16 protein-coding genes are annotated in these 20,661 nt (G+C 75.0%); 5 read left to right on the top strand and 11 right to left on the bottom strand.

What is annotated here, in order from left to right:
- Window positions 1–130: 130 nt before the first annotated feature.
- Both rpsD and HNR08_RS18675 read right to left on the bottom strand, forming a co-directional pair.
- Window positions 131–757 carry a 30S ribosomal protein S4 gene (rpsD, locus tag HNR08_RS18680; protein WP_146831951.1) on the bottom strand — a complete coding sequence of 209 codons (627 nt, stop codon included), beginning with the start codon at window positions 755–757 and terminating at the stop codon, window positions 131–133.
- 220 nt (window positions 758–977) lie between these two features.
- On the bottom strand, window positions 978–2,399 hold the full coding sequence (locus HNR08_RS18675) for a replication-associated recombination protein A (protein ID WP_146831948.1): 1,422 nt from the start codon (window positions 2,397–2,399) through the stop codon (window positions 978–980).
- Between the two features lie 81 nt (window positions 2,400–2,480).
- Between HNR08_RS18675 and HNR08_RS18670 the strand changes: the two genes are divergently transcribed.
- Window positions 2,481–4,718, top strand: a complete 2,238-nt coding sequence (locus HNR08_RS18670) for an MMPL family transporter (RefSeq protein WP_307724236.1) — start codon at window positions 2,481–2,483, stop codon at window positions 4,716–4,718.
- Between the two features lie 162 nt (window positions 4,719–4,880).
- Here the strand turns inward: HNR08_RS18670 and HNR08_RS22820 are convergent, their stop codons facing one another.
- The 3 genes from HNR08_RS22820 to HNR08_RS18655 all read right to left on the bottom strand — a co-directional run bounded on the left by HNR08_RS22820 (window position 4,881) and on the right by HNR08_RS18655 (window position 8,607).
- On the bottom strand, window positions 4,881–5,669 hold the full coding sequence (locus HNR08_RS22820) for a GNAT family N-acetyltransferase (RefSeq protein ID WP_146831945.1): 789 nt from the start codon (window positions 5,667–5,669) through the stop codon (window positions 4,881–4,883).
- The gene (gene aspS, locus HNR08_RS18660) at window positions 5,666–7,480 is read right to left on the bottom strand and encodes an aspartate--tRNA ligase (protein WP_146831942.1); all 1,815 of its coding nucleotides are present in this window, start codon (window positions 7,478–7,480) and stop codon (window positions 5,666–5,668) included. The genes HNR08_RS22820 and aspS overlap by 4 nt, the downstream gene beginning before the upstream one ends.
- 62 nt (window positions 7,481–7,542) lie before the next feature.
- Complete coding sequence (locus HNR08_RS18655; protein WP_146831939.1) at window positions 7,543–8,607, bottom strand: Rv2578c family radical SAM protein; 1,065 nt, start codon at window positions 8,605–8,607, stop codon at window positions 7,543–7,545.
- 126 nt (window positions 8,608–8,733) lie between these two features.
- On the opposite strand from HNR08_RS18655, the gene HNR08_RS18650 reads away from it, so the two are divergent.
- Window positions 8,734–9,270, top strand: coding sequence for a TspO/MBR family protein (locus tag HNR08_RS18650; RefSeq protein WP_146831936.1), 537 nt, complete (start codon window positions 8,734–8,736; stop codon window positions 9,268–9,270).
- A 21-nt stretch (window positions 9,271–9,291) separates the two neighbouring features.
- Here the strand turns inward: HNR08_RS18650 and hisS are convergent, their stop codons facing one another.
- Both hisS and HNR08_RS18640 read right to left on the bottom strand, forming a co-directional pair.
- Complete coding sequence (hisS, locus tag HNR08_RS18645; RefSeq protein ID WP_146831933.1) at window positions 9,292–10,653, bottom strand: histidine--tRNA ligase; 1,362 nt, start codon at window positions 10,651–10,653, stop codon at window positions 9,292–9,294.
- Window positions 10,654–10,658: 5 nt separating this feature from the next.
- Window positions 10,659–11,363 (bottom strand): MBL fold metallo-hydrolase, encoded by a 705-nt coding sequence (locus HNR08_RS18640; protein WP_183835203.1) that lies wholly within the window; start codon window positions 11,361–11,363, stop codon window positions 10,659–10,661.
- A 147-nt stretch (window positions 11,364–11,510) separates the two neighbouring features.
- Here HNR08_RS18640 and HNR08_RS18635 point away from each other — a divergent pair, with 147 nt between their 5' ends.
- From HNR08_RS18635 to HNR08_RS18625, 3 genes are all read left to right on the top strand, one after another.
- Window positions 11,511–12,284: a peptidylprolyl isomerase gene (locus HNR08_RS18635; protein ID WP_146831927.1), complete on the top strand. Its 774-nt coding sequence runs from the start codon at window positions 11,511–11,513 to the stop codon at window positions 12,282–12,284.
- Window positions 12,281–14,020, top strand: a complete 1,740-nt coding sequence (locus HNR08_RS18630) for a DUF349 domain-containing protein (protein WP_146831924.1) — start codon at window positions 12,281–12,283, stop codon at window positions 14,018–14,020. Before HNR08_RS18635 ends, HNR08_RS18630 begins: the two co-directional genes overlap by 4 nt.
- A gap of 64 nt (window positions 14,021–14,084) precedes the next feature.
- Complete coding sequence (locus HNR08_RS18625) at window positions 14,085–14,654, top strand: hypothetical protein (RefSeq protein ID WP_146831921.1); 570 nt, start codon at window positions 14,085–14,087, stop codon at window positions 14,652–14,654.
- On the opposite strand, the gene HNR08_RS18620 is transcribed toward HNR08_RS18625, so the two are convergent.
- The 4 genes from HNR08_RS18620 to secD form a co-directional block, all read right to left on the bottom strand.
- A complete protein-coding gene (locus HNR08_RS18620; RefSeq protein ID WP_146831919.1) occupies window positions 14,606–16,936 on the bottom strand; it encodes a RelA/SpoT family protein in 2,331 nt (776 codons plus the stop codon). The two genes, HNR08_RS18625 and HNR08_RS18620, sit on opposite strands and share 49 nt — an antisense overlap.
- A gap of 148 nt (window positions 16,937–17,084) precedes the next feature.
- Window positions 17,085–17,639, bottom strand: coding sequence for an adenine phosphoribosyltransferase (locus tag HNR08_RS18615; protein WP_146831916.1), 555 nt, complete (start codon window positions 17,637–17,639; stop codon window positions 17,085–17,087).
- On the bottom strand, window positions 17,636–18,748 hold the full coding sequence (secF, locus tag HNR08_RS18610; protein ID WP_146831913.1) for a protein translocase subunit SecF: 1,113 nt from the start codon (window positions 18,746–18,748) through the stop codon (window positions 17,636–17,638). The genes HNR08_RS18615 and secF overlap by 4 nt, the downstream gene beginning before the upstream one ends.
- The gene (gene secD / locus HNR08_RS18605) at window positions 18,748–20,643 is read right to left on the bottom strand and encodes a protein translocase subunit SecD (RefSeq protein WP_146831910.1); all 1,896 of its coding nucleotides are present in this window, start codon (window positions 20,641–20,643) and stop codon (window positions 18,748–18,750) included. Before secD ends, secF begins: the two co-directional genes overlap by 1 nt.
- Window positions 20,644–20,661 lie beyond the last annotated feature (18 nt).

The following is a 20,661-nucleotide window of genomic DNA, read 5'->3' as shown; positions in this document are numbered from 1 at the left end:
CCTTCTCCAGGTGCGTGCGCGTCAGCGAAACCCTACCGGGCGCCGCGTGCGGCGCCCGGAACGCCGCGACGCCCCGGCACGGACCCTGACGGGCGGTGCGGGGGCGTCGCGGTCGAACGGCGTGGTGCGCTCAGCGGGCGTAGTACTCGACGACCAGCTGGACCTCGCACGTGATCGGCACCTCGGCGCGCTTCGGGCGACGCACGAGGACCGCGGACAGCTTCTCGAGCTGGACGTCCAGGTAGCCCGGGACGGCCGGCAGGACGTCGCGGTGCGCGCCGGCGGCGGCGACCTGGAACGGGACCGTGGTCTGCGACTTCGGCTTGATCTGCAGGGTCTGGCCCTCCTTCACGCGGAAGGACGGACGGTCCACGATCTTGCCGTCGACCAGCACGTGACGGTGCGTCACGACCTGGCGCGCCTGCAGGATGGTGCGGGCGAAGCCGGCGCGGAGCACCAGCGCGTCCAGGCGGGTCTCGAGGTCCTCGACCAGGGCCTCACCGGTCAGGCCCGGGGCCTTGCGGGCGTCCTCGTACGCACGGGCGAGCTGCTTCTCGCGCAGGGCGTACTGGGCGCGCAGGCGCTGCTTCTCGCGCAGCCGGACCGCGTAGTCCGACTCGGTGCGGCGACGGGCGCGGCCGTGCTCGCCCGGGGGGTAGGGGCGCTTCTCGAAGTGCTTGACGGCCTTGGGCGTCAGCGCGAGGCCGAGGGCGCGCGAGAGGCGCACCTGGCGACGCGCACGGGTCACGTTGCTCACAGAGGTTCTTCCTGTCGTCTCGTACGGCACACCCGGTCGCGGATGGTCCGCGGCGGGCGTGGGGCCGACCTTCGTGCGACGGTGCCCGGCGAGCGGGCGCGGTCGCGGCTAGGACCCCAGGGTGGCCGCCCGGCTGACCCCGGGGCAGGACCCCGGGCGCGGACGACCGGTCAACTCTACCGGGTGACGCGGCTGTGTCCTAACCGGGCCTCACCGGGCCCTACGCGGGTGGCGGCGCCTGGTCCAGCACGGACCGGATCCGCCCGAGCCGCTCGCCCACCTGGCGCTCGTACCCGTTCTCCGTCGGCGCGTAGTACCGGGTGCCGAGCAGCTCGTCCGGCAGGTACTGCTGCGCGGCGATCCCGTGCGGGTGGTCGTGCGCGTACAGGTAGCCCTTCCCGTGGCCCAGCGCCTTCGCCCCGGCGTAGTGCGCGTCCCGCAGGTGCGCGGGCACCGAGCCCATGCGGCCCGCCTGCACGTCGGCCAGCGCGGCGTTGATGCCGTTGTACGCGGCGTTCGACTTCGGGGCGGTCGCCAGGTGCACGACGGCCTCGGCCAGGATGATCCGCGCCTCCGGCATGCCGATCAGCGCGACGGCCTGCGCGGCGGCCACGGCGGTCTGCAGCGCGCTCGGGTCGGCCATGCCGACGTCCTCGGCCGCGGAGATGACGATCCGGCGCGCGATGAACCGGGGGTCCTCCCCCGCCGCGATCATCCGGGCCAGGTAGTGCAGGGAGGCGTCGACGTCCGAGCCGCGCACCGACTTGATGAACGCGCTGATGACGTCGTAGTGCTGGTCGCCGTCCCGGTCGTAGCGGACCGCCGCGACGTCGATGGCCCGCTCGGTCGTCGCGAGGTCCACGACGGCCGGCTCCTCCGCGGCGGCGTCCCCGTGGTCCGCGTCGGGGTCCGCCAGGCGCGCCTCCCGGTCGGCCAGCGCCGCGCCCGCCGCGGCCTCGAGGATGGTCAGCGCCTTGCGCGCGTCGCCGCCGGACAGCCGCAGCAGGTGCTCCTCGGCCTCCTCGGTGAGCCGGACCGCGCCGCCGAGCCCGCGCTCGTCGTCGACCGCGCGGCGCACCAGCGCCCGCACGTCGTCGGTGCCGAGCGGGCGGAGCGTGAGCAGCAGCGACCGGGACAGCAGCGGCGAGTTCACCGAGAAGCTCGGGTTCTCCGTGGTCGCCGCGACCAGGGTCACCCAGCGGTTCTCGACGCTCGGCAGCAGCGCGTCCTGCTGGGCCTTGGTGAACCGGTGCACCTCGTCGATGAACAGCACGGTCTCCGAGCCGTCGGACGCGAGCCGGCGGCGGGCGTCCTCGACGACCTGCCGGACGTCCTTGACGCCGGCGGTCACGGCGGACAGCTCGACGAACCGGCGGCCGGAGGTGGTGGCGACGAGGTACGCGAGCGTGGTCTTCCCGGTCCCCGGCGGCCCCCACAGCACGACGGACGACGGCGCGGCCCGCCGCGCGGTCGCGTCCCCCGGTTCGACCAGCCGCCGCAGCGGCGACCCCGGCACCAGCAGGTGCTCCTGCCCGGCGACCTCCGCCAGGCTGCGCGGGCGCATCCGCACCGCGAGCGGGGCCCCGGCCGACGGCGCGGGCGTCCCCTGCGCGGTCGAGGTGACCGCGTCGAACAGATCCATGCGGCCGAGCCTACGCAGCCCCGCCCACACGCCGCGCCGCGATGGTGCGCGGGGGCCGGTGGGCCTGCGATGCTGACCTGCGTGTTTCAGAGCCTGGGCCACCTGGTCGCCCGCCACCCCCGCCTGACCCTGGCCGTCTGGGCCGTCATCACCGTGGGGTGCTTCCTGCTGGCGCTGGTCGGCGTGGGCGGTCAGAACCTGTTCGACCGGCTCACCACCGGGGAGCCGGTGGTGCCCGGCTCCGACTCGGCCCGGGCCTCCGAGCTGCTGCAGGAGTCCGACACGTCCGGCGCCTCCCTGACGCTGGTCGTGCGCGGCGCGGACCCGGCGACCGAGGGGCTGCCCGAGGCGCTGGAGCCGGCCCGGCAGGACGTCGCGGACGTGGAGGGCGTGACCTCGGTCATCGACCCGTTCGTGCTGCCGGAGGGCGCCGCGAACCCCGCCGCCGCGCCGCTGCTCGCGGCCGACGGCGACGGCTTCCTCGTGGTCGCCGAGCTCGACCCGGCCCTGTCCGACGACGCGCGCGCCGACGCGCTGCGCGAGGTCGAGCAGCGGCTCGCCGCCGTCCCGGACGCCCTCGCGGGCGTCGCCCCCGACGCCACGGGCCTGGTCGGCGGGACCTCGCTCATCGTCTCGGCGATCACCGACCAGGTCGAGCAGGACCTCACCACCGGCGAGGCGATCGCGCTGCCGGTCGCCCTGCTCATCATGGTGCTGGTGTTCGGCGGCTTCCTCGCGGCGTCCATGCCGCTGGCGGGGGCCGTCGCGTCGATCGCGGGCGGGCTCGGTGCGCTGGTCGGCCTGTCGTACCTCATGGACGACCTCGAGTCGTCGGTGGTCAACGTCGTCACCGTGCTCGGGCTCGGCCTGTCCATCGACTACGGGTTGCTGATCGTGTCGCGGTTCCGCGAGGAGCTCGGGCGCACGCTCGGCGACGACGAGGGCCGCGCCAACCGGCGCCGGCGCGGCGACGGCGCCGTCGTCACCGCGCTCGTCACGACGATGGGCACCGCCGGGCGCACCGTGGCGTTCTCCGCGCTCACCGTCGGCGTGTCCATCGCCGGGCTGCTGGTGTTCCGCCAGGACATCCTGCGGGCCTTCGGCGCGGGGTCGGTCGCGGTCATCCTGTTCGCGGTCGCGACGGCGCTCACGCTCGTCCCGGCGCTGCTGGTGCTGTCCGGGCGGCGGCTCGCCCGGCCGAGCGTGCTGTCGAAGGTGCCCGGCGTGCGCGCCGTGCTGGCCCGCACCGCCGACGTCAGCCACGAGGAGGGCGTGTTCTCCCGGCTCGCCGCGCGGGTGCAGCGCCGGCCGTGGTGGGTCATGGGCGGCTCGCTGGCGATCCTGCTGGTGCTCGCCTCCCCGCTGCTGCACGTGCAGCTCCGGAACTCGACGACCGAGCTGCTGCCGCTGTCCAGCCCGCAGCGGGAGTTCGTCCGGGTGCTCGCCGAGCAGTACCCCGCGTCGTCCTCGCCGTCGGTCCAGGTGGTCGCCCGCACCGGCGCCGCCGAGGCCCAGGCCGTCGTGCCCGACCTCGAGGCGCTGCCCGGCGTCGCCTCGGTCGACCCGCCCGCGGTCCGGGACTCCGTCGTCGTCATCGGCGTCCGCCCGGACGACACCGACCCGGGCGGCACGGGCGCGCAGGACGTGGTGCACGAGATCCGCGACCTGGACCTGCCGTTCGACGCGTGGGTCGGCGGCCAGGCGGCCAACCAGATCGACTTCACCGACGCGCTGGTCGACCGGGCGCCGTGGGCGCTCGGCATCGTCGCCGTGGCCACCCTCGTGCTGCTGTTCCTCATGACCGGCTCCGTGCTGGTGCCGGTGAAGGCGCTGCTCACCAACGTCGTGTCGCTGTGCGCCTCGCTCGGCGTGCTGGTGTGGGTCTTCCAGGACGGCAACCTGTCCGGCGTGCTGGGCTTCGAGTCCACCGGCGGGATCGAGACGTACGTGCTCGCGCTCGTCATCGCCTTCGCGTTCGGGCTGGCGATGGACTACGAGGTGTTCCTGCTGTCCCGCATCAAGGAGCTGCACGACGCCGGCGTGCCCAACGACGCGGCCGTCCGCCTCGGGCTGCAGCGCTCCGGGCGGGTCATCACGTCCGCCGCGGCGATCGTCATCGCGGTGTTCGCGGGGTTCGTCGCCGGGGAGCTGCTGGTCATCAAGGAGGTCGGGTTCTCCCTGGCGGTCGCCGTGCTCATCGACGCGACCCTCGTCCGGCTGCTGCTCGTCCCGGCGACGATGACCGTCCTGGGGGACCTGAACTGGTGGGCCCCGGCCCCCCTGCGCCGCCTGCACGACCGCCTCGCGATCACCCACTGACCCCGCGCCGCCCCGCGCCGGCGTCGGCGCGCGACCACCGCGATCGGTCGTCCTGCGCCGAGATCGGTCGTCCGCACCGAGATCGGTCGTCCGGGCGACCGATCTCGGCCGGAAGCACCGATCTCGACGCCCGAAGGCGCCGCGTCGCGCCGCGCCGGGAGGTCAGTCGCGGCGGAGGGTCGTCATGCGGTGCAGGGTGCGCAGGCCGAGGCGGTGGTAGATCCGGCGGGCGCCGTGGTTGTCGTCCCACATGCCGAGGGTCACCCAGTCCGCCCCGTCGACGAGCAGGCCCCGCACGGCCGCCGCGGTGAGCGCCGCGCCGAGCCCGCGCCCGCGCTCCCCCGGCCGCACGCCGAGGCCGTGCAGGTGCCCGGAGCCGTGGCCGCCGGGGCGTCCGGCCCGCGGGTTGGCGCCGATGACGCCGGCCAGGCGCCCGCCGTCGCCGGGCACGCCCCACCAGCGCTCGCCCGGGCCCTCCGGGTCGGCGTCGGTGGTCGGGTTCGCCTCGGCCAGGCACGCGCGGATCGCGTCGGCGTCCCGGACGGGGTCGAGCGCCCGCACGAGGGACTCGGCCGCGAGGGCCGGCGGCGGAGCGTCCGTGATCAGGCACTCCCAGCCGGTGCGCGCCGGCCGCAGCCCGAGCCGGTGCACGTCCGCGGCGCGCAGGAGGCCGAGCGCGGCCGTGTCCACCCACGCGAACAGGTGCGTGCCGTCGTCGTGCGCGCGCAGGGCGTCCGCGACGGGCTCGGCCGGCCCGAGGGCGACCAGCACCGTGCCCGCGGCGCCCCGGGTGGTGCGCAGCACCGCCAGCAGCGCGCCGTCGGCGGCGTGCACGCGCTCGGGCCGCAGCCAGCCCCGCTCGTCCAGCAGGAACGGGTCGTCCGCCCAGCCCGCGGGGAACGCGGGCGGGGCGGACGGCACCGGGGCGGCGGACGGGTCCGCCGCGGTCACGCCTCGACGGTCGCCGCGGCGGCCTGCTCCTTCGCGACGCCGTCGTCCGTGGCGGCCGACTTCGGCTTCGCGTCCACGCCGGCCTCCCGGCGCTGCTCGGGCGAGATCGGGGCCGGGGCGCCCGTCAGCGGGTCGAAGCCGCCGCCGGACTTCGGGAACGCGATGACGTCGCGGATCGACTCGGAACCGGTCAGCAGCGCCACGACGCGGTCCCAGCCGAACGCGATGCCGCCGTGCGGCGGGGCGCCGAACTGGAAGGCGTCGAGCAGCCAGCCGAACTTCTCGCGGGCCTCGGCCTCGTCGATGCCCATGACCGCGAACACGCGCTCCTGGACGTCGCGGCGGTGGATACGGATGGACCCGCCGCCGATCTCGTTGCCGTTGCAGACGATGTCGTAGGCGTAGGCCAGCGCCTGGCCCGGGTCCTCCTCGAACCGGTCGATCCACTCCGGGGTCGGCGACGTGAACGCGTGGTGCACGGCGGTCCAGGCGCCCTCGCCGACGGCCACGTCGTCGTCCTCGCCCGTGGGCTTGAACAGCGGCGCGTCGACGACCCAGAGGAAGGACCACTGCGACTCGTCGATCAGCCCGCCGCGGCGGCCGATCTCCAGGCGGGCGGCGCCGAGCAGCCCGCGGGCCTCGGACGCCTTGCCGGCGGCGAAGAACACCGCGTCGCCCGGCTGCGCGCCGACGGCGGCGACCAGGCCCTCGCGCTCGGCCTCGGAGATGTTCTTGGCGACCGGGCCGCCCAGGGTGCCGTCCTCGGCGACCGTGACGTACGCGAGGCCCTTGGCGCCGCGCTGCTTCGCCCACTCCTGCCAGGCGTCGAACCCGCGCCGCGGGGTGGCCGCGCCGCCGGGCTGGACGACCGCGCCGACGTAGGGCGCCTGGAACACCCGGAACGGGGTGTCGGCGAAGAACTCCGTGAGCTCGACGAGCTCGAGCCCGAACCGCAGGTCCGGCTTGTCGGTGCCGTACCTGGCCATCGCCTCGGCGTAGGTCATCCGCGGCAGCGGCGTCGGCACCTCGTGGCCGATGAGCCCCCACAGCGCGACGAGGATCTCCTCGCCGAGCGCGATGACGTCCTCCTGCTCCACGAAGGACATCTCGATGTCGAGCTGCGTGAACTCCGGCTGCCGGTCGGCGCGGAAGTCCTCGTCCCGGTAGCAGCGGGCGATCTGGTAGTACCGCTCCAGGCCGCCGACCATCAGCAGCTGCTTGAACAGCTGCGGCGACTGCGGCAGGGCGTACCAGGAGCCGGGCGCCAGCCGGGCCGGGACCAGGAAGTCGCGCGCGCCCTCGGGGGTGGAGTGCGTGAGCGTCGGGGTCTCGACCTCGACGAACTCGTGCGCCTCCAGCACGCGGCGCGCGGCCTGGCTGGCCTTCGAGCGCAGCCGCATGGCGTGCGCGGGCGCCGGCCGGCGCAGGTCGAGGTACCGGTGGCGCAGCCGCGCCTCCTCGCCGACCGGCTCGTCCAGCGAGGACGACACCGGGAACGGCAGCGGCGCCGACTCGTTGAGCACGACGACCTGCTGGGCGACGACCTCGACCTCGCCGGTGGCCAGGTGGTCGTTCTCGTTGCCCTCGGGGCGGCGGCCGACCTCGCCGGTCACCTGGAGCACGTACTCAGAGCGGAGCCCGTGCGCGACGGCCTCGTCGCGGATGACGACCTGGGCGATGCCCGAGGCGTCGCGGAGGTCCACGAACGCGACCCCACCGTGATCACGACGGCGATCCACCCACCCGGTCAGGGTGACGGTGGTGCCGATGTGCTCGGCCCGCAGCGAGCCGGCCGTGTGGGTGCGCAGCACGAGGAGTCCTCTCAGGTGGGTGGGTCGCTGCACGCAGCAGCCCCGCGAGTCTACTGCCCCGCTCAGAACAGCGCGGGCTGCACCGCCGCGGGCAGCGCGGCGTCGGGGGTGGTGGTCCCGCCGCCGGGCTGCACCCGCCAGGGCGAGGGCGACGGCCGCGCGCCCTCCGCCGCGACGCCGGGCCCGAACAGCCCGTACCGGCGCCGCAGCGGCCGCAGCCGGTCCTTCAGCCAGCGGTGGTACTCCTCCGGCACGTACGCCCCCCGCCCGTACAGCTGCGCGTACCTCGGGACGAGCTCCGGCCGGTGCTCGCGCAGCCAGCCGAGCATCAGCGGCCGCACCGGTCCGCGCAGGTGCAGCGGGATCACGGTCACCCAGGACGCCCCGGCCGCCGCGAGGTCGCGCAGCAGCCCGTCCAGGTGCTCGGTCGAGTCGGTCAGCCACGGCATGACGGGCGCGACCAGCACCCCGCACTCGAGCCCCGCCTCCCGGACGCTCCGCACCAGCGCGAGCCGGGCGCGCGGCGTGGGGGTGCCGGGTTCCATCGCCTGCTGCAGGTCCTCGTCGCCGATCGCCAGGGACACCGCGACGCTGACGTCCACCTGGGTGGCGGCCTCCGCGAGCAGCGGGACGTCCCGCCGCAGGAGCGTGCCCTTGGTCAGCAGCGACAGCGGCGTCCCGGAGTGCGCCAGCGCGCCGATGATGCCGGGCATCAGCGCGTACCGGCCCTCCGCGCGCTGGTACGGGTCGGTGTTCGTGCCGAGCGCGACGTGCTCGTGCCGCCACGACGGCCGGCGCAGCTCGGCGGTCAGCACGTCCACCACGTTGGTCTTCACGACGATCTGGGTCTGGAAGTCCTCGCCCGGACCGAGGCCCAGGTACTCGTGCGTCGGCCGGGCGAAGCAGTACGTGCACGCGTGCAGGCAGCCCCGCATCGGGTTCACGGTCCACCGGAACGGCATCGCGGACGACTCCGGCACCTTGTTCAGCGCCGACTTCGCGTGCACCTCGTGGAAGGTCACGCCGGCGAACTCCGGGGTGCGCACCGAGCGCTGGTGCCCGGCCAGGGCGAGCCCGGGCAGGGCGGTGTCCGCCTCCGCCGCGATCTTCTGGCCGTCCCACCGCATGGCTCGATTCGAACACGTGTTCGACCGGCGGGCAACCACCGAGGCGGGACGGCCGCCGTGCCGCGGGAAGGTCAGCATGCTGGCCTTCCGGTTGCCGGACCGCCCGCGCCGGCGGACGGTGGAGGCATGACAGCCGCGACCCCCGCCGCCGCCCGCCCCGCCGGCGCCGCCGCCCCCGCGCCCCGCGCCGGGTCCGCCCGCGGCTGGCCCGTGCTCGCGGGCCTGCTGCTCCTGAACGCCGCCGTGGCGTGGGGCGGGAGCCTCGCGTCGGCCTCCGGCGTGGACGGCTGGTACGCCGACGCCGACAAGCCCGCGTGGACGCCGCCGAGCTGGGTGTTCGGCCCCGTGTGGACGGTGCTCTACGCCGTCATGGCCGTCGCCGCGTGGCTGATCTGGCGCCGCCACGGGTTCCGGGCGGCCCGCACCGCACTGGTGCTCTACGGCGTGCAGCTCGCGCTCAACGCCACGTGGACGCCGGTGTTCTTCGGCGCCGAGCGGCTCGGAGCGGGCCTGGCGATCATCCTCGCGCTGGAGGTGGCGCTGGTCGCGACGATCGTCGCGTTCCACCGCCTGACCCCGTGGGTCGCGTGGCTGCTCGGGCCGTACCTGGCCTGGGTGCTGTACGCGACGACGCTGAACGCCGGCCTCGCCGCGATCGCCTGAGCCGCGACGGGGCCCCGGGCGTCAGCCCTCTGCCGGCACCACCCGCGGCCACAGGTCCTCAGCGGGCGGCGCCCAGGAGCCGGCGTCCGCGGCGACCTGCTCGCCGGACCGGATGTCCTTGACCTGGTCGCCGTCCTCGCCGGGGAACCAGACGAACGGGATGCCCCGCCGGTCCGCGTGCTTGATCTGCTTGCCGAACTTGGCGGCCGTCGGCGCGACCTCGACCGGGACGCCCCGGGCGCGCAGCGCGGTGGCGACGGCGTCGGACTGCGGGCGCGACTCCTCGGACGTCACCGCGACCAGCACCGCCGACGGCACGCCGCGGGTCGCGCGCACCAGCCCGGCGGACAGCAGCCGGGACACCAGGCGGGACACGCCGATCGACAGGCCGACGCCCGGGTAGGTCTGGTTCCCGTCCGAGGCCAGCGTGTCGTACCGGCCGCCCGAGCAGATCGACCCGAGCTGCTCGTGCCCGACGAGCACCGTCTCGTAGACCGAGCCCGTGTAGTAGTCCAGCCCCCGGGCGATCTTGAGGTCCGCGACCACGACGCCCGGGGCGCGCACCGCGGCGGCCTCCACGAGCTGCCGCAGCTCGGCGAGGCCCTGCTCCATGAGCTCGGACTCGACGCCGTGCGCCGCGGCCAGCGACCGTACCCGGTCGACCACCCCGGCGTCCCCGCCGGAGATCGCGGCGAGGTCCAGGCACGCACGCGCCTGCTCCGGCGTGGCACCTGCCTCGGCGACCAGCAGGTCCGCGACGGCGTCCGGCCCGATCTTGTCGAGCTTGTCGATGCTGCGCAGCACCGCGTCGACGTCGGTCAGCCTGAGCCCGCGGTAGAACCCCTCGGCCACCCGGCGGTTGTTCACCAGCACGCGCACCGGCGGCAGGCCGATCTCACGCAGCGCGCCGAGCGCCTCGGCCATGACCAGCGGCAGGTCGACCTCGTAGTGGTACGGCAGCTCGCCGGCACCCACGACGTCGATGTCGGCCTGGGCGAACTCGCGGAACCGGCCGTCCTGGGGGCGCTCGCCACGCCACACCTTCTGGATCTGGTACCGGCGGAACGGGAACGCCAGGTGCCCGGCGTTCTCCAGCACGTAGCGCGCGAACGGCACCGTGAGGTCGAAGTGCAGCCCGAGCTGCGCGGCCCGGGCCGGCTCGCCCTCGCCCGCCTCCTCCTGCAGCCGGCGCAGGACGTAGACCTCCTTGGACGTCTCCCCCTTGCGCAGCAGCTGGTCCAGCGGCTCGACCGCGCGCGTCTCGATGCCGGCGAACCCGTGCAGCTCGAAGGTGCGGCGCAGGGTGTCGAGGACGTGCTGCTCGACGACGCGACCGTCGGGGAGCCACTCGGGGAAGCCGGACAGGGGGGTGGGACGGGCCATGCGCGTCATCCTGCCAGGTACGGGTTGGTGGCCAGCTCCCTGTCCACCCGCGTGGCGGGGCCGTGCCCGGGGAGCACGTGGGTGCGCGGCGGCAGTGTCGCCACGACGTCACGGAGCGTCGCGGCCATCGTCGCCGGGTCGCCGCCCGGCAGGTCGGTGCGCCCGACGGTCCCGGCGAACAGCACGTCGCCGGTGAACGCCACGCGGTCGTCGCCCGCCTCCAGCAGGTAGAGCGTCGAGCCCTCGGTGTGCCCCGGTGCGTGCCGCGCGACCAGCCGGACGCCGCCCAGCACGAGCTCCTCGTCCGGCGTGCGCGCGCCGTCGCCGGCGCCGAACGGGGCAGGCTCCCCCGCGTCGAAGCCGTCGGCGTCGAGTCCCGCGTCCCGCAGCGCCGCGGCCAGGCCGTCCGACACCCCGCGGGCACCGGCACCCAGCGTCCCCAGCGGGTCCGCGAGGCGGTAGGCGTCCCGGGCGTGCAGCCGCAGCGGCACACCCGCGGCGCCCGCCACCCGCCCGGCGTCCCAGACGTGGTCGGCGTGCCCGTGCGTCGCGACGACCCCCGCGACCCGCAGCCCGTGCTCCGCCACCGTGGCCGCCACCGCGGGCGCGACACCACCGCCGGGGTCCACCACGACGCAGGTCCCGTCGTCCGCGGCGACGACGTAGCAGGTGGCCGCGAACACCGGGGCGGTCAGTCCGAAGATGCGCACCGGCGCCACGCTAGCGGCGCCTGGGCCGGTGGGCGCACTCAGCGCCATCGCCGCCTGCCTAGACTGTCGGGCGGGCGCGGGAGCCTCGGCCGCCGCGCCCGCGCGCGGGGGCCGACCCCGCCCGAGGACCGAAGACGAGGAGTGTGCGTGCCGTCCAGCAAGCGCGAGCGCGAGTACGAGCGACGCCGGTACGAGAAGTGGCAGGAGCGCCAGGCCGCGAAGAAGGCCCAGCGCCGTCGCCAGCAGGTGGTCGCCGGCGGCGTCGTCGGCGTGCTCGTGCTGGGCATCGGCGTGACCGCGGCCCTGCTGCTCGGCGGCGGCGACGACACGCCCTCCGCGGCGGCGACCCCCACGGCCACCGCCGACGCCACCACCCCCGCCGCGCGCACCGGGAACGGCGGCGTCCTGCCCGACGCCGCGCTCGCCGAGGGCCGCACCTGGACCGGCACCATCAGCACGAGCCAGGGCGAGATCGGCGTCGAGCTCGACGGCGCGGCCGCCCCGCAGGCCGTCGCCAACTTCGTGACCCTCGCGCAGGAGGGGTACTTCGACGGCACCGACTGCCACCGGCTCGTCACGAGCGGCATCTACGTGCTGCAGTGCGGCGACCCGACGGGCACCGGCAGCCCCGGCTACGCGTTCGGCCCGATCGAGAACGCCCCCGCGGACGACGTCTACCCGGCCGGCACCATCGCGATGGCGCGGCAGGGCGGCGACGGCGAGTCCATGGGCAGCCAGTTCTTCCTCGTCTACGAGGACTCGACCATCCCGTCGGACACCGCCGGCGGATACACCGTGTTCGGCCGCATCACGTCGGGCCTCGACGTCGTGCAGGCAGTCGCTGACGCGGGCGTGACCGGGGGTGCCTCCGACGGCACCCCCGCCACCCCCGTCACCATCGAGGGAGTGGAGACCCAGTGACCGAGACGCCCGACGAGCAGCAGCGCTCGCACGACAGCGAGGACGTCGCCGTCGCCGCGACGACGCCGACCGCCGAGACGCCGGAGGCCGCGGAGGCCGAGGTCGAGGTCGAGGTGGAGCCCACCGAGGCCGACGCGACCGAGGTCGACGCGAGCACCGAGGTCACCGAGCCCGCCACCGAGGAGCCCGCCACCGAGGAGCCCTCGGCCGAGGCGACCCGGCCGGAGGCCGCGCAGCCCGAGGCGAGCGAGCCCGAGGCCACCGAGCCCGAGACCGCGCAGCCCGAGGCGACCGAGCCCGAGGCCGCCGAGGCGCCCGCCGCCCCGGCCCCCGCGCCCCGCCCCGGCCCGCGCCCGCCGCTGCCGAGCGCCCTCAAGCCCCGCCCCCGCCCGGTCCCGCAGCCGGGCGCCGCCGCCCCCGCCGCGTCCGCCCCGGCCACCCCGGTGGTCCCGGTCCCGGCGCCGGACGACTCCGCCGAGGCCGCCGCGGCCGCGGAGTTCGGCCGGGTGGACGAGAACGGCACCGTGTACGTCCGGGAGGCCGCAGGCGAGCGCGCCGTGGGCCAGTTCCCCGGCGCGACCGCGGAGGAGGCCCTGGGCCTGTACGTCCGCCGCTACCTGGACCTGCAGGCGAAGGTGGCCGTGTTCGAGGCCCGCCTGGCGGCCACGGACCTCGCGGTCAAGGAGATCGACCAGACCCTCGCGAAGCTCACCGAGGAGACCGCGGAGCCGGCCGCCGTCGGCGACCTGGACGCGCTGCGCGCCCGGCTGGACGGTCTGCGCGCCGCCGCGGCCGAGCGCCGCGCCGCGGTGGAGGCCGAGCGCGCCGCCGCCCGGCAGGTCGCGCTGGCCGCCCGCACGCAGATCGTCGAGCGGGCCGAGAAGATCGCGGGCACCGACCCGGCGCGCATGCAGTGGCGCCCGGCGGGCGAGCAGCTGCGGACCCTCCTGGAGGAGTGGAAGGACGCGCAGCGCTCCGGCCCGCGCATCGACCGCACCTCCGAGGAGGCGCTCTGGAAGCGGTTCAGCCACGCGCGCACGACCTTCGACCGGGAGCGGCGGCACTACTTCGCCGAGCTCGAGTCCCGCAACGCGGGGGCGAAGGCCGCGAAGGAGGAGATCGTCCGCGAGGCCGAGCGCCTGCAGACGAGCACCGACTGGGGCGCCACGGCCGGCGCGTACCGCGACCTCATGGCGCGGTGGAAGGCCGCCGGCCGCGCCGCGCGCCAGGACGACGACGCGCTGTGGGCCCGGTTCCGGGCGGCGCAGGACACGTTCTTCCACGCCCGTGACGAGCTGAACGCCGCGACCGACCGCGAGTTCCAGGCGAACCTCGAGGTCAAGGAGGCGCTGCTGGTCGAGGCCGAGGCGATCGACCCGGCGAAGGGGCTCGGCCAGGCGAAGGCCGCGCTGCGCTCGATCCAGGACCGCTGGGAGGCCGCGGGCAAGGTCCCGCGCGGCGACATCCAGCGCGTCGAGGGCCGGCTCCGTGCGGTCGAGTCGAAGGTCCGCGACGCGGACCAGGCCGAGTGGCGCCGCACCAACCCCGAGACGCGTGCGCGCGCCGAGGGGGCCGCTGCCCAGCTCGAGCAGGCGATCGCCGCGCTGGAGGCGGACCTGGAGCGCGCGCAGGCCGGCGGCGACAAGCGCAAGGTCGCCGAGGCGCAGGCGGCGCTGGACGCCCGCCGCGCCTGGCTGGAGCAGGTGCAGCGGGCCGCGCAGGACTCGCGCGGCTGACGCTCGTCCACAGGGTGCCGGTCGCCGCTCGACCTCGGTCGGGGCGACCGGCATCCTGCGTCGGGTGACCTCCCGACGCCCACCCGCTCCCCCGCGCCCCGCCGACGTCCTCGTGCGCCGCGCCGACCTCGGCGACGTCGCCTGGCAGGTGCTGGTCCGCGACGGGCACGTGGTGCCGCTGCACGACGACGTCGGGCTGCCCGCGGGCGTCGCCGCGACCCCGGCGCTGCGCGCTGCGGCGCTCGCCGGCCGGGTGGCCTCCCGGGAGGCGGTGGCGCGCGCCTCGGCCGTCTGGGTGCACCTCGGCGGGCCGCCGCCGGCGCGGGTGCACGCCGTCGCGGTCGCGGCCGCCTCGCCCCGGGACGTCGTCGTCCTCGGCGGCGTGCGGGTCACGACGCCGCGCCGCACCGCGCTCGACGTCCTCGCGCTCGAGCCCCCGGACGTCGCCCGCGCCGTGCTGGCCCGCCTGGCGCGCGCCGGCCTCGACCTGGGGCAGGTGCAGACGGACCTCACGGCGGCGGCGACGCGCCGGGGAGTCCGGCACGGGCTCGCCGTCCTGCACGCCCTGCGCGCGGAGCGGGAGGCTCAGCCCTCCGCGACGGGCTCCGCGGCCTTCGCGCCGGTGATCCGGTAGACGTCGAACACGCCCTCGACCTTGCGCACCGCGGACAGCACGGACGCGAGGTGCGACGGCTCGGCCATCTCGAAGACGAACCGCGACTGCGCGACCCGGTCCCGGGACGTCGACACCGACGCGGACAGGATGTTCACGTGGTGGTCGGACAGCACCCGGGTCACGTCCGACAGCAGCCGGTTGCGGTCCAGCGCCTCGACCTGGATCTGCACGAGGAACAGCGCGGTGCTGCCCTGGCTCCACTCGACGTCGACCATGCGCTCGGGCTGCATCTTGAGCTGGGCCACGTTGATGCAGTCCGACCGGTGCACCGACACGCCCTGGCCGCGCGTGACGAAGCCGATGATGTCGTCGCCCGGGACCGGGGTGCAGCACTTGGCGAGCTTCACCCAGATGTCGTCCACGCCCTTGACGACCACGCCCGGGTCACCGGTGCGCACCCGCCGCGCCGTCTGGCCGGGGCGCGCGACCTCGGCGATGTCCTCCTCGGCGCCGGGCTCCCCGCCCATCGCGTGCACGAGGCGCTGCACGACCGTCGCCGCGGACACCTGGCCCTCGCCGATCGCCGCGTACAGCGCGGACACGTCGGCGTACCGCATCTCGTTCGCCAGGGCGACGAGCGACTCGTGGGACAGCAGGCGCTGGATCGGCAGGTTCTGCTTGCGCATCGCCTTGGCGATGGCGTCCTTGCCGTGCTCGATCGCCTCCTCGCGCCGCTCCTTGGTGAACCACTGCCGGATCTTGTTCCGGGCGCGCGGGCTGGTGACGAAGCCGAGCCAGTCGCGGGACGGGCCGGCGGTCTCCGACTTGGACGTGAAGACCTCGACGACGTCGCCGTTCTCCAGCGTCGAGTCGAGCGGCACCAGGCGGCCGTTCACGCGGGCGCCCATCGTCCGGTGGCCGACCTCCGTGTGCACCGCGTACGCGAAGTCCACCGGCGTGGCCCCCGCGGGCAGCGCCATGACGTCGCCCTTCGGCGTGAAGACGTAGACCTCGCCGTCGGCGATCTCGAACCGCAGGGAGTCGAGGAACTCCGAGGGGTCCGCCGTCTCCTTCTGCCAGTCGACGAGCTGCCGGAGCCACGCCATGTCGTTGCCGTCGGTGTCCGTGCCGCCGGCGTTCTTGGCGTTCTCCTTGTACTTCCAGTGCGCCGCGACGCCGTACTCCGCGCGCCGGTGCATGTCGTGGGTGCGGATCTGGATCTCGACGGGCTTCCCGCTCGGCCCGATCACCGTCGTGTGCAGCGACTGGTACAGGTTGAACTTGGGCATCGCGATGTAGTCCTTGAACCGGCCCGGGACCGGGTTCCACCGCGCGTGCAGCGCGCCGAGCGCCGCGTAGCAGTCCCGCACCGTGTCGACCAGGACGCGCACGCCCACCAGGTCGTAGATGTCGGCGAAGTCGCGGCCGCGCACGATCATCTTCTGGTAGATCGAGTAGTAGTGCTTCGGCCGGCCGGTGACCGTGGCCTTGATCTTCGCGCTGCGCAGGTCGGCACCGACCTGCTCCCGCACGACGGCCAGGTACTCCTCGCGGGCGGGGGCGCGCTCGGCCACCAGGTGCACGATCTCGTCGTACACCTTCGGGTACAGCGTCGAGAACGACAGGTCCTCGAGCTCCCACTTGATCGTGTTCATGCCGAGGCGGTGCGCCAGCGGGGCGTAGATCTCGAGCGTCTCGCGGGCCTTCTTCTCCGCCGACGCGGCCGGGACGAACTTCCAGGTCCGCGCGTTGTGCAGGCGGTCGGCGAGCTTGATGACGAGCACGCGGATGTCCCGGGACATCGCGACGACCATCTTGCGGACCGTCTCGGCCTGCGCGGCGTCCCCGTACGTCACCTTGTCGAGCTTCGTCACGCCGTCGACCAGCATGGCGATCTCGGGGCCGTACTCGGCGCGCAGCTGCTCCAGGGAGTACGACGTGTCCTCGACCGTGTCGTGCAGCAGCGCGGCCGCCAGCGTCGGCGGGGTCATGCCGAGCTCGGCGAGGATCGTGGCGACGGCGACCGGGTGCGTGATGTACGGGTCGCCGCTCTTGCGGAGCTGGCCGCGGTGCGCCTGCTCGGCGGTCGCGTACGCGCGCTCCAGCAGGCCGAGGTCGGCCTTGGGGTGGTTGGTCCGGACGGCCTGCAGCAGCGGCTCGATGACCGGGGACTGCCCCCCGACCGCGCGTCCCTGCCCGAACCGCGCCAGGCGCGAGCGCACCCGGCTGGTGGAGCCCGTGCTCGCGGGCGCCTCCGGCCGCGCGCCGCCGGGAGCCGAGGTCCGGACCTGGTCCGCCATGCGCGCCTCCTGACCTGCCGGGGTCACCCGGCCTGGTGCCACCGCCCGCCGGGGGTGCTCCCGGCCGGGCCGCTGATCCGCACGATTCTACGGCCCCGCAGGCGGGCCGCCGTCCGGGACGCCCCGGACGGCGGCGCGCCGCGCGCGGTCAGCCGACCTGCAGCAGCGCGTCCACGTGGTGGCCGGCCAGCCGGGACCGGCCCGGCAGGAACGTGAGGTCCATGAGGAACGACAGCCCGACCACCTCGGCGCCGCACTCCTGCAGCAGCTCGACGGTCGCCGCGGCCGTGCCGCCGGTCGCCAGCACGTCGTCCACCACGAGCACCCGCGAGCCCGCGGGGACGGTGAACGGGTGCAGCTCGACGGAGGCCGCCCCGTACTCCAGGGAGTAGTCGCGCCGGGCGGTCGGGCCGGGCAGCTTGCCAGCCTTGCGCACCGGGAGGAAGCCCGCGCCGAGCTCCTTCGCCACCGGGGCCGCGAGGATGAACCCGCGCGCCTCCATGCCCGCCACCAGGTCCACCGGACCCGGGACGCGCGCCGCCATCTCGCGCACGACGGCCGCGAACGCGGGGCCGTCCGCGAGCAGCGGGGTGATGTCCTTGAACACCACGCCCGGGGTCGGGTAGTCCGGCACGCTGCGCACCAGCGCGTCGATCCGCTCGATCAGGGCGGACCCCGTCAGGGGCGCCTCCTGCGCGGTCATCGGCGTCCCTTCCGTCGCGGCTGCGCGCCCTGGCCCTGGTGCCCGCCGGGGCGGGTCTGGCCGGTGTACCGGGCGGCGGCCACGGGCTCGTCCTCGCCGCCCTCGTCGCCGTCGGCCGGGGCCGCACCCGCGGCCCTCGCGCGGGCGGCCAGCACCTTCGCGGTGTGCTCCTTGATCGGGCGCTCCCGCTCCCGCAGCGCGACCTCGAGCGGCGTCGCGAGGAACACCGAGGAGAACGCGCCCACGATCATGCCGACGAACAGCGCCAGTGCGATGTCGCGCAGCGTGCCGGCGCCGAGCACGAACGCCCCGATGAACAGGATGCCCGCGACCGGCAGCAGCGCCACGACCGAGGTGTTGATCGACCGGACCAGCGTCTGGTTGACGGCGAGGTTGGCGCGCTCGGCGTAGGTGGAGCGGGTCTGCTCCAGCACGCCCGTGGTGTTCTCGCGGACCTTGTCGAACACCACGACGGTGTCGTAGATCGAGTACGCGAGGATCGTCAGGAAGCCGATCACCGTCGCCGGCGTGACCTCCCAGCCCACCGCCGCGTACACGCCGACGGTCACGATCAGGTCGTGGAACAGCGCGATGATCGCCGCGACGGCCATCCGCCAGTTCCGGAAGTACACCGACAGCACGACCATGACGAGCACGAGGAACACGACGAGGCTCTGCACGGCCTTGCCGGTCACGTCCTTGCCCCAGGTCGGGCCGATGAAGGAGCTCGCGACCTCGTCCTCGGAGACGCCGTAGGCCTCCTCCAGGCTGGTCCGGACCTGCTCGACCTGGTCGTTGGTCAGCTCGGACGTCTGGATCCGGATGGCCGCGGACCCGACGTTCGTGACGCGCGGGACCTCGTCCGGGGCGATCTCGGCGATCGCGTCGATCGCGGGCTGCTGGTCGGTGGTCGAGGCGTTCGAGACCGTGAACTCGGAGCCGCCGCGGAACTCGATGCCCGGCTGCAGGCCCGGCTTGACCAGGAAGATCGCAGACAGCACCACGAGGATCCCGGCGATCGAGAACCACAGCCGGCGCTTGCCGACGATGTCGTACGACCGGCGGCCGGTGTACAGGTCGTTGCCCCACTGGGCGAAGTTGACGGCCATCAGGCGTCGCTCCCCTCGGTGCGTCGTGCGGCGTCCTCGGGGTTCGTGCCGTCGTCGGGTGGTGCGGTGTCCTGCGCGGCGCCGTCCTGCGCGGCGCCGTCCTGCGCGGCGGCGGCCTTCGCGGCCGCGCGCCGCTCGGCGATCGTCCCGCCGGCGGGCACCGCGGCGGCCACCAGCGTGGACGTCGGGACGCCGAGGTCGGCCGGCGCGGCGCCGGCGTCCGCGCCGGCACGACGGCCCGTGACGACCCGCCCGCGGCCGACGTACCGGGTCGCCTCGGGGGCGCCCAGCCGGCGCGGGTCCAGGCCGGACAGCGGGTGGCCGCTGGCGAAGAACCGCGTCCTGGCGAGCAGCAGCATGACCGGGTGCGTGAACGTGAAGACGATCAGCAGGTCGAGCAGCGTGGTGAGGCCCAGGGTGAACGCGAAGCCGCGCACCGAGCCGACGGCCAGGAAGTACAGGACGATCGCCGCGAGGAAGTTCACCGCGTCGGACGCGAGGATCGTGCGCCGCGCGCGCTCCCAGCCGCGGTCGACGGCGGCGACCAGCGTGCGGCCCTCGCGCAGCTCGTCGCGGATGCGCTCGAAGTACACGATGAACGAGTCCGCGGTGATGCCGATGGCCACGATGAGTCCGGCGACGCCGGGCAGCGACAGGCGGTACCCCTGCGTCCAGGACAGCAGCGTGATCGTCCCGTAGGTCAGCACCGCGGCGATGATGAGCGAGGCCACGGTGACCAGCCCGAGCGCGCGGTACTGGAACAGCGAGTAGACGACGACCAGCAGCAGGCCGATGAGGCCCGCGATGAGGCCCTTCTCGAGCTGCTCGGAGCCGAGCGTCGCGGAGATCTGCTCCTCGCTCTGCACCGTGAAGCTCAGCGGCAGCGCGCCGAACTTCAGCTGGTTCGCCAGGGCGGTCGCGGAGTCGCGCGTGAAGGAGCCGGAGATCTCGGCCTTGCCGTCCGAGATGATCACGCCCGGGTTGAGCCCCGGCGCGGAGATGACGAGGCCGTCCAGCACGATGCCGAACTGGTTCTGCGGCGACGTCAGGCCCTGCAGCCGCTCGGTGACGGCGGCGAAGGTCTTCGTGCCCTCGCTGTCGAACTCGAGGTTGACGACCCAGGTGTTCGTGACGGTGCCCTGCGAGTTGACCTGCAGGCCGGACGAGGCGTTCGCGATGTGCGAACCCTCGATCTCGACCGGGCCGAGCACGTACTTGACGGTGCCGGCGGGGTCGCAGGTGACCAGGGCCTCGTCCGGGTCACCGGACTCGCCGCCGGTGAGGTTCTCCGGCTTGGTGCAGTCGAGCTCGTCGAAGCGCGCCTGCACGGCCGGGGTGATGTAGTACTCGGCGTCGCTGGCGGAGTCCGGGGCGGCCTTCGTCGGCTCGTCCGAGGGCTCCTCGGCGGGGTCGGTCGCGGCGTCCGTGGCGGCGTCCGTCGGGGCCGCCGTGGCGCCGTCGGTGGCCGCGTCCGTCGTCGTGTCCGTCGCGGCGGGCTCCGGGCCCGAGTACGTCAGGACCGGCCGGAACTCCATCTGCGCGGAGGTCCGGACCAGGTCGAGCGTCTCCTCGCTCGGGCGGCCGGGCAGCGCGACGACGATGTTCGACCCGCCCTGGCTCGTGATCTCCGCCTCGGCGACGCCCGACGAGTCGACGCGCTGCCGGATGACCTCGATGGCCTGGTTGATGGTCTCCTGCGTGACGCTCGACTGGTCCTCGGTGACCGGGGCGAGGATGAGCTGCGTGCCGCCCTCCAGGTCGAGCGCCAGCTTCGGCGTCCAGCTCGCGTCCGACCACTTCGTGCCCGCGAGCACCGTCCCGAAGACGGCGACGACCAGGACGGCCAGCGTGAGGAGAATGCGCGCCGGGTGCCGGCGACGGGTGGGTGGGGCCAACGGATCTTCTTCTCTCGT

The sequence above is a fragment of the Cellulomonas hominis genome (genome assembly GCF_014201095.1).
Lineage (GTDB): Bacteria > Actinomycetota > Actinomycetes > Actinomycetales > Cellulomonadaceae > Cellulomonas > Cellulomonas hominis.
The sequence above is the reverse complement of the archived record's forward strand: the minus strand, read 5'-3'. Positions and strand labels throughout refer to the sequence as shown.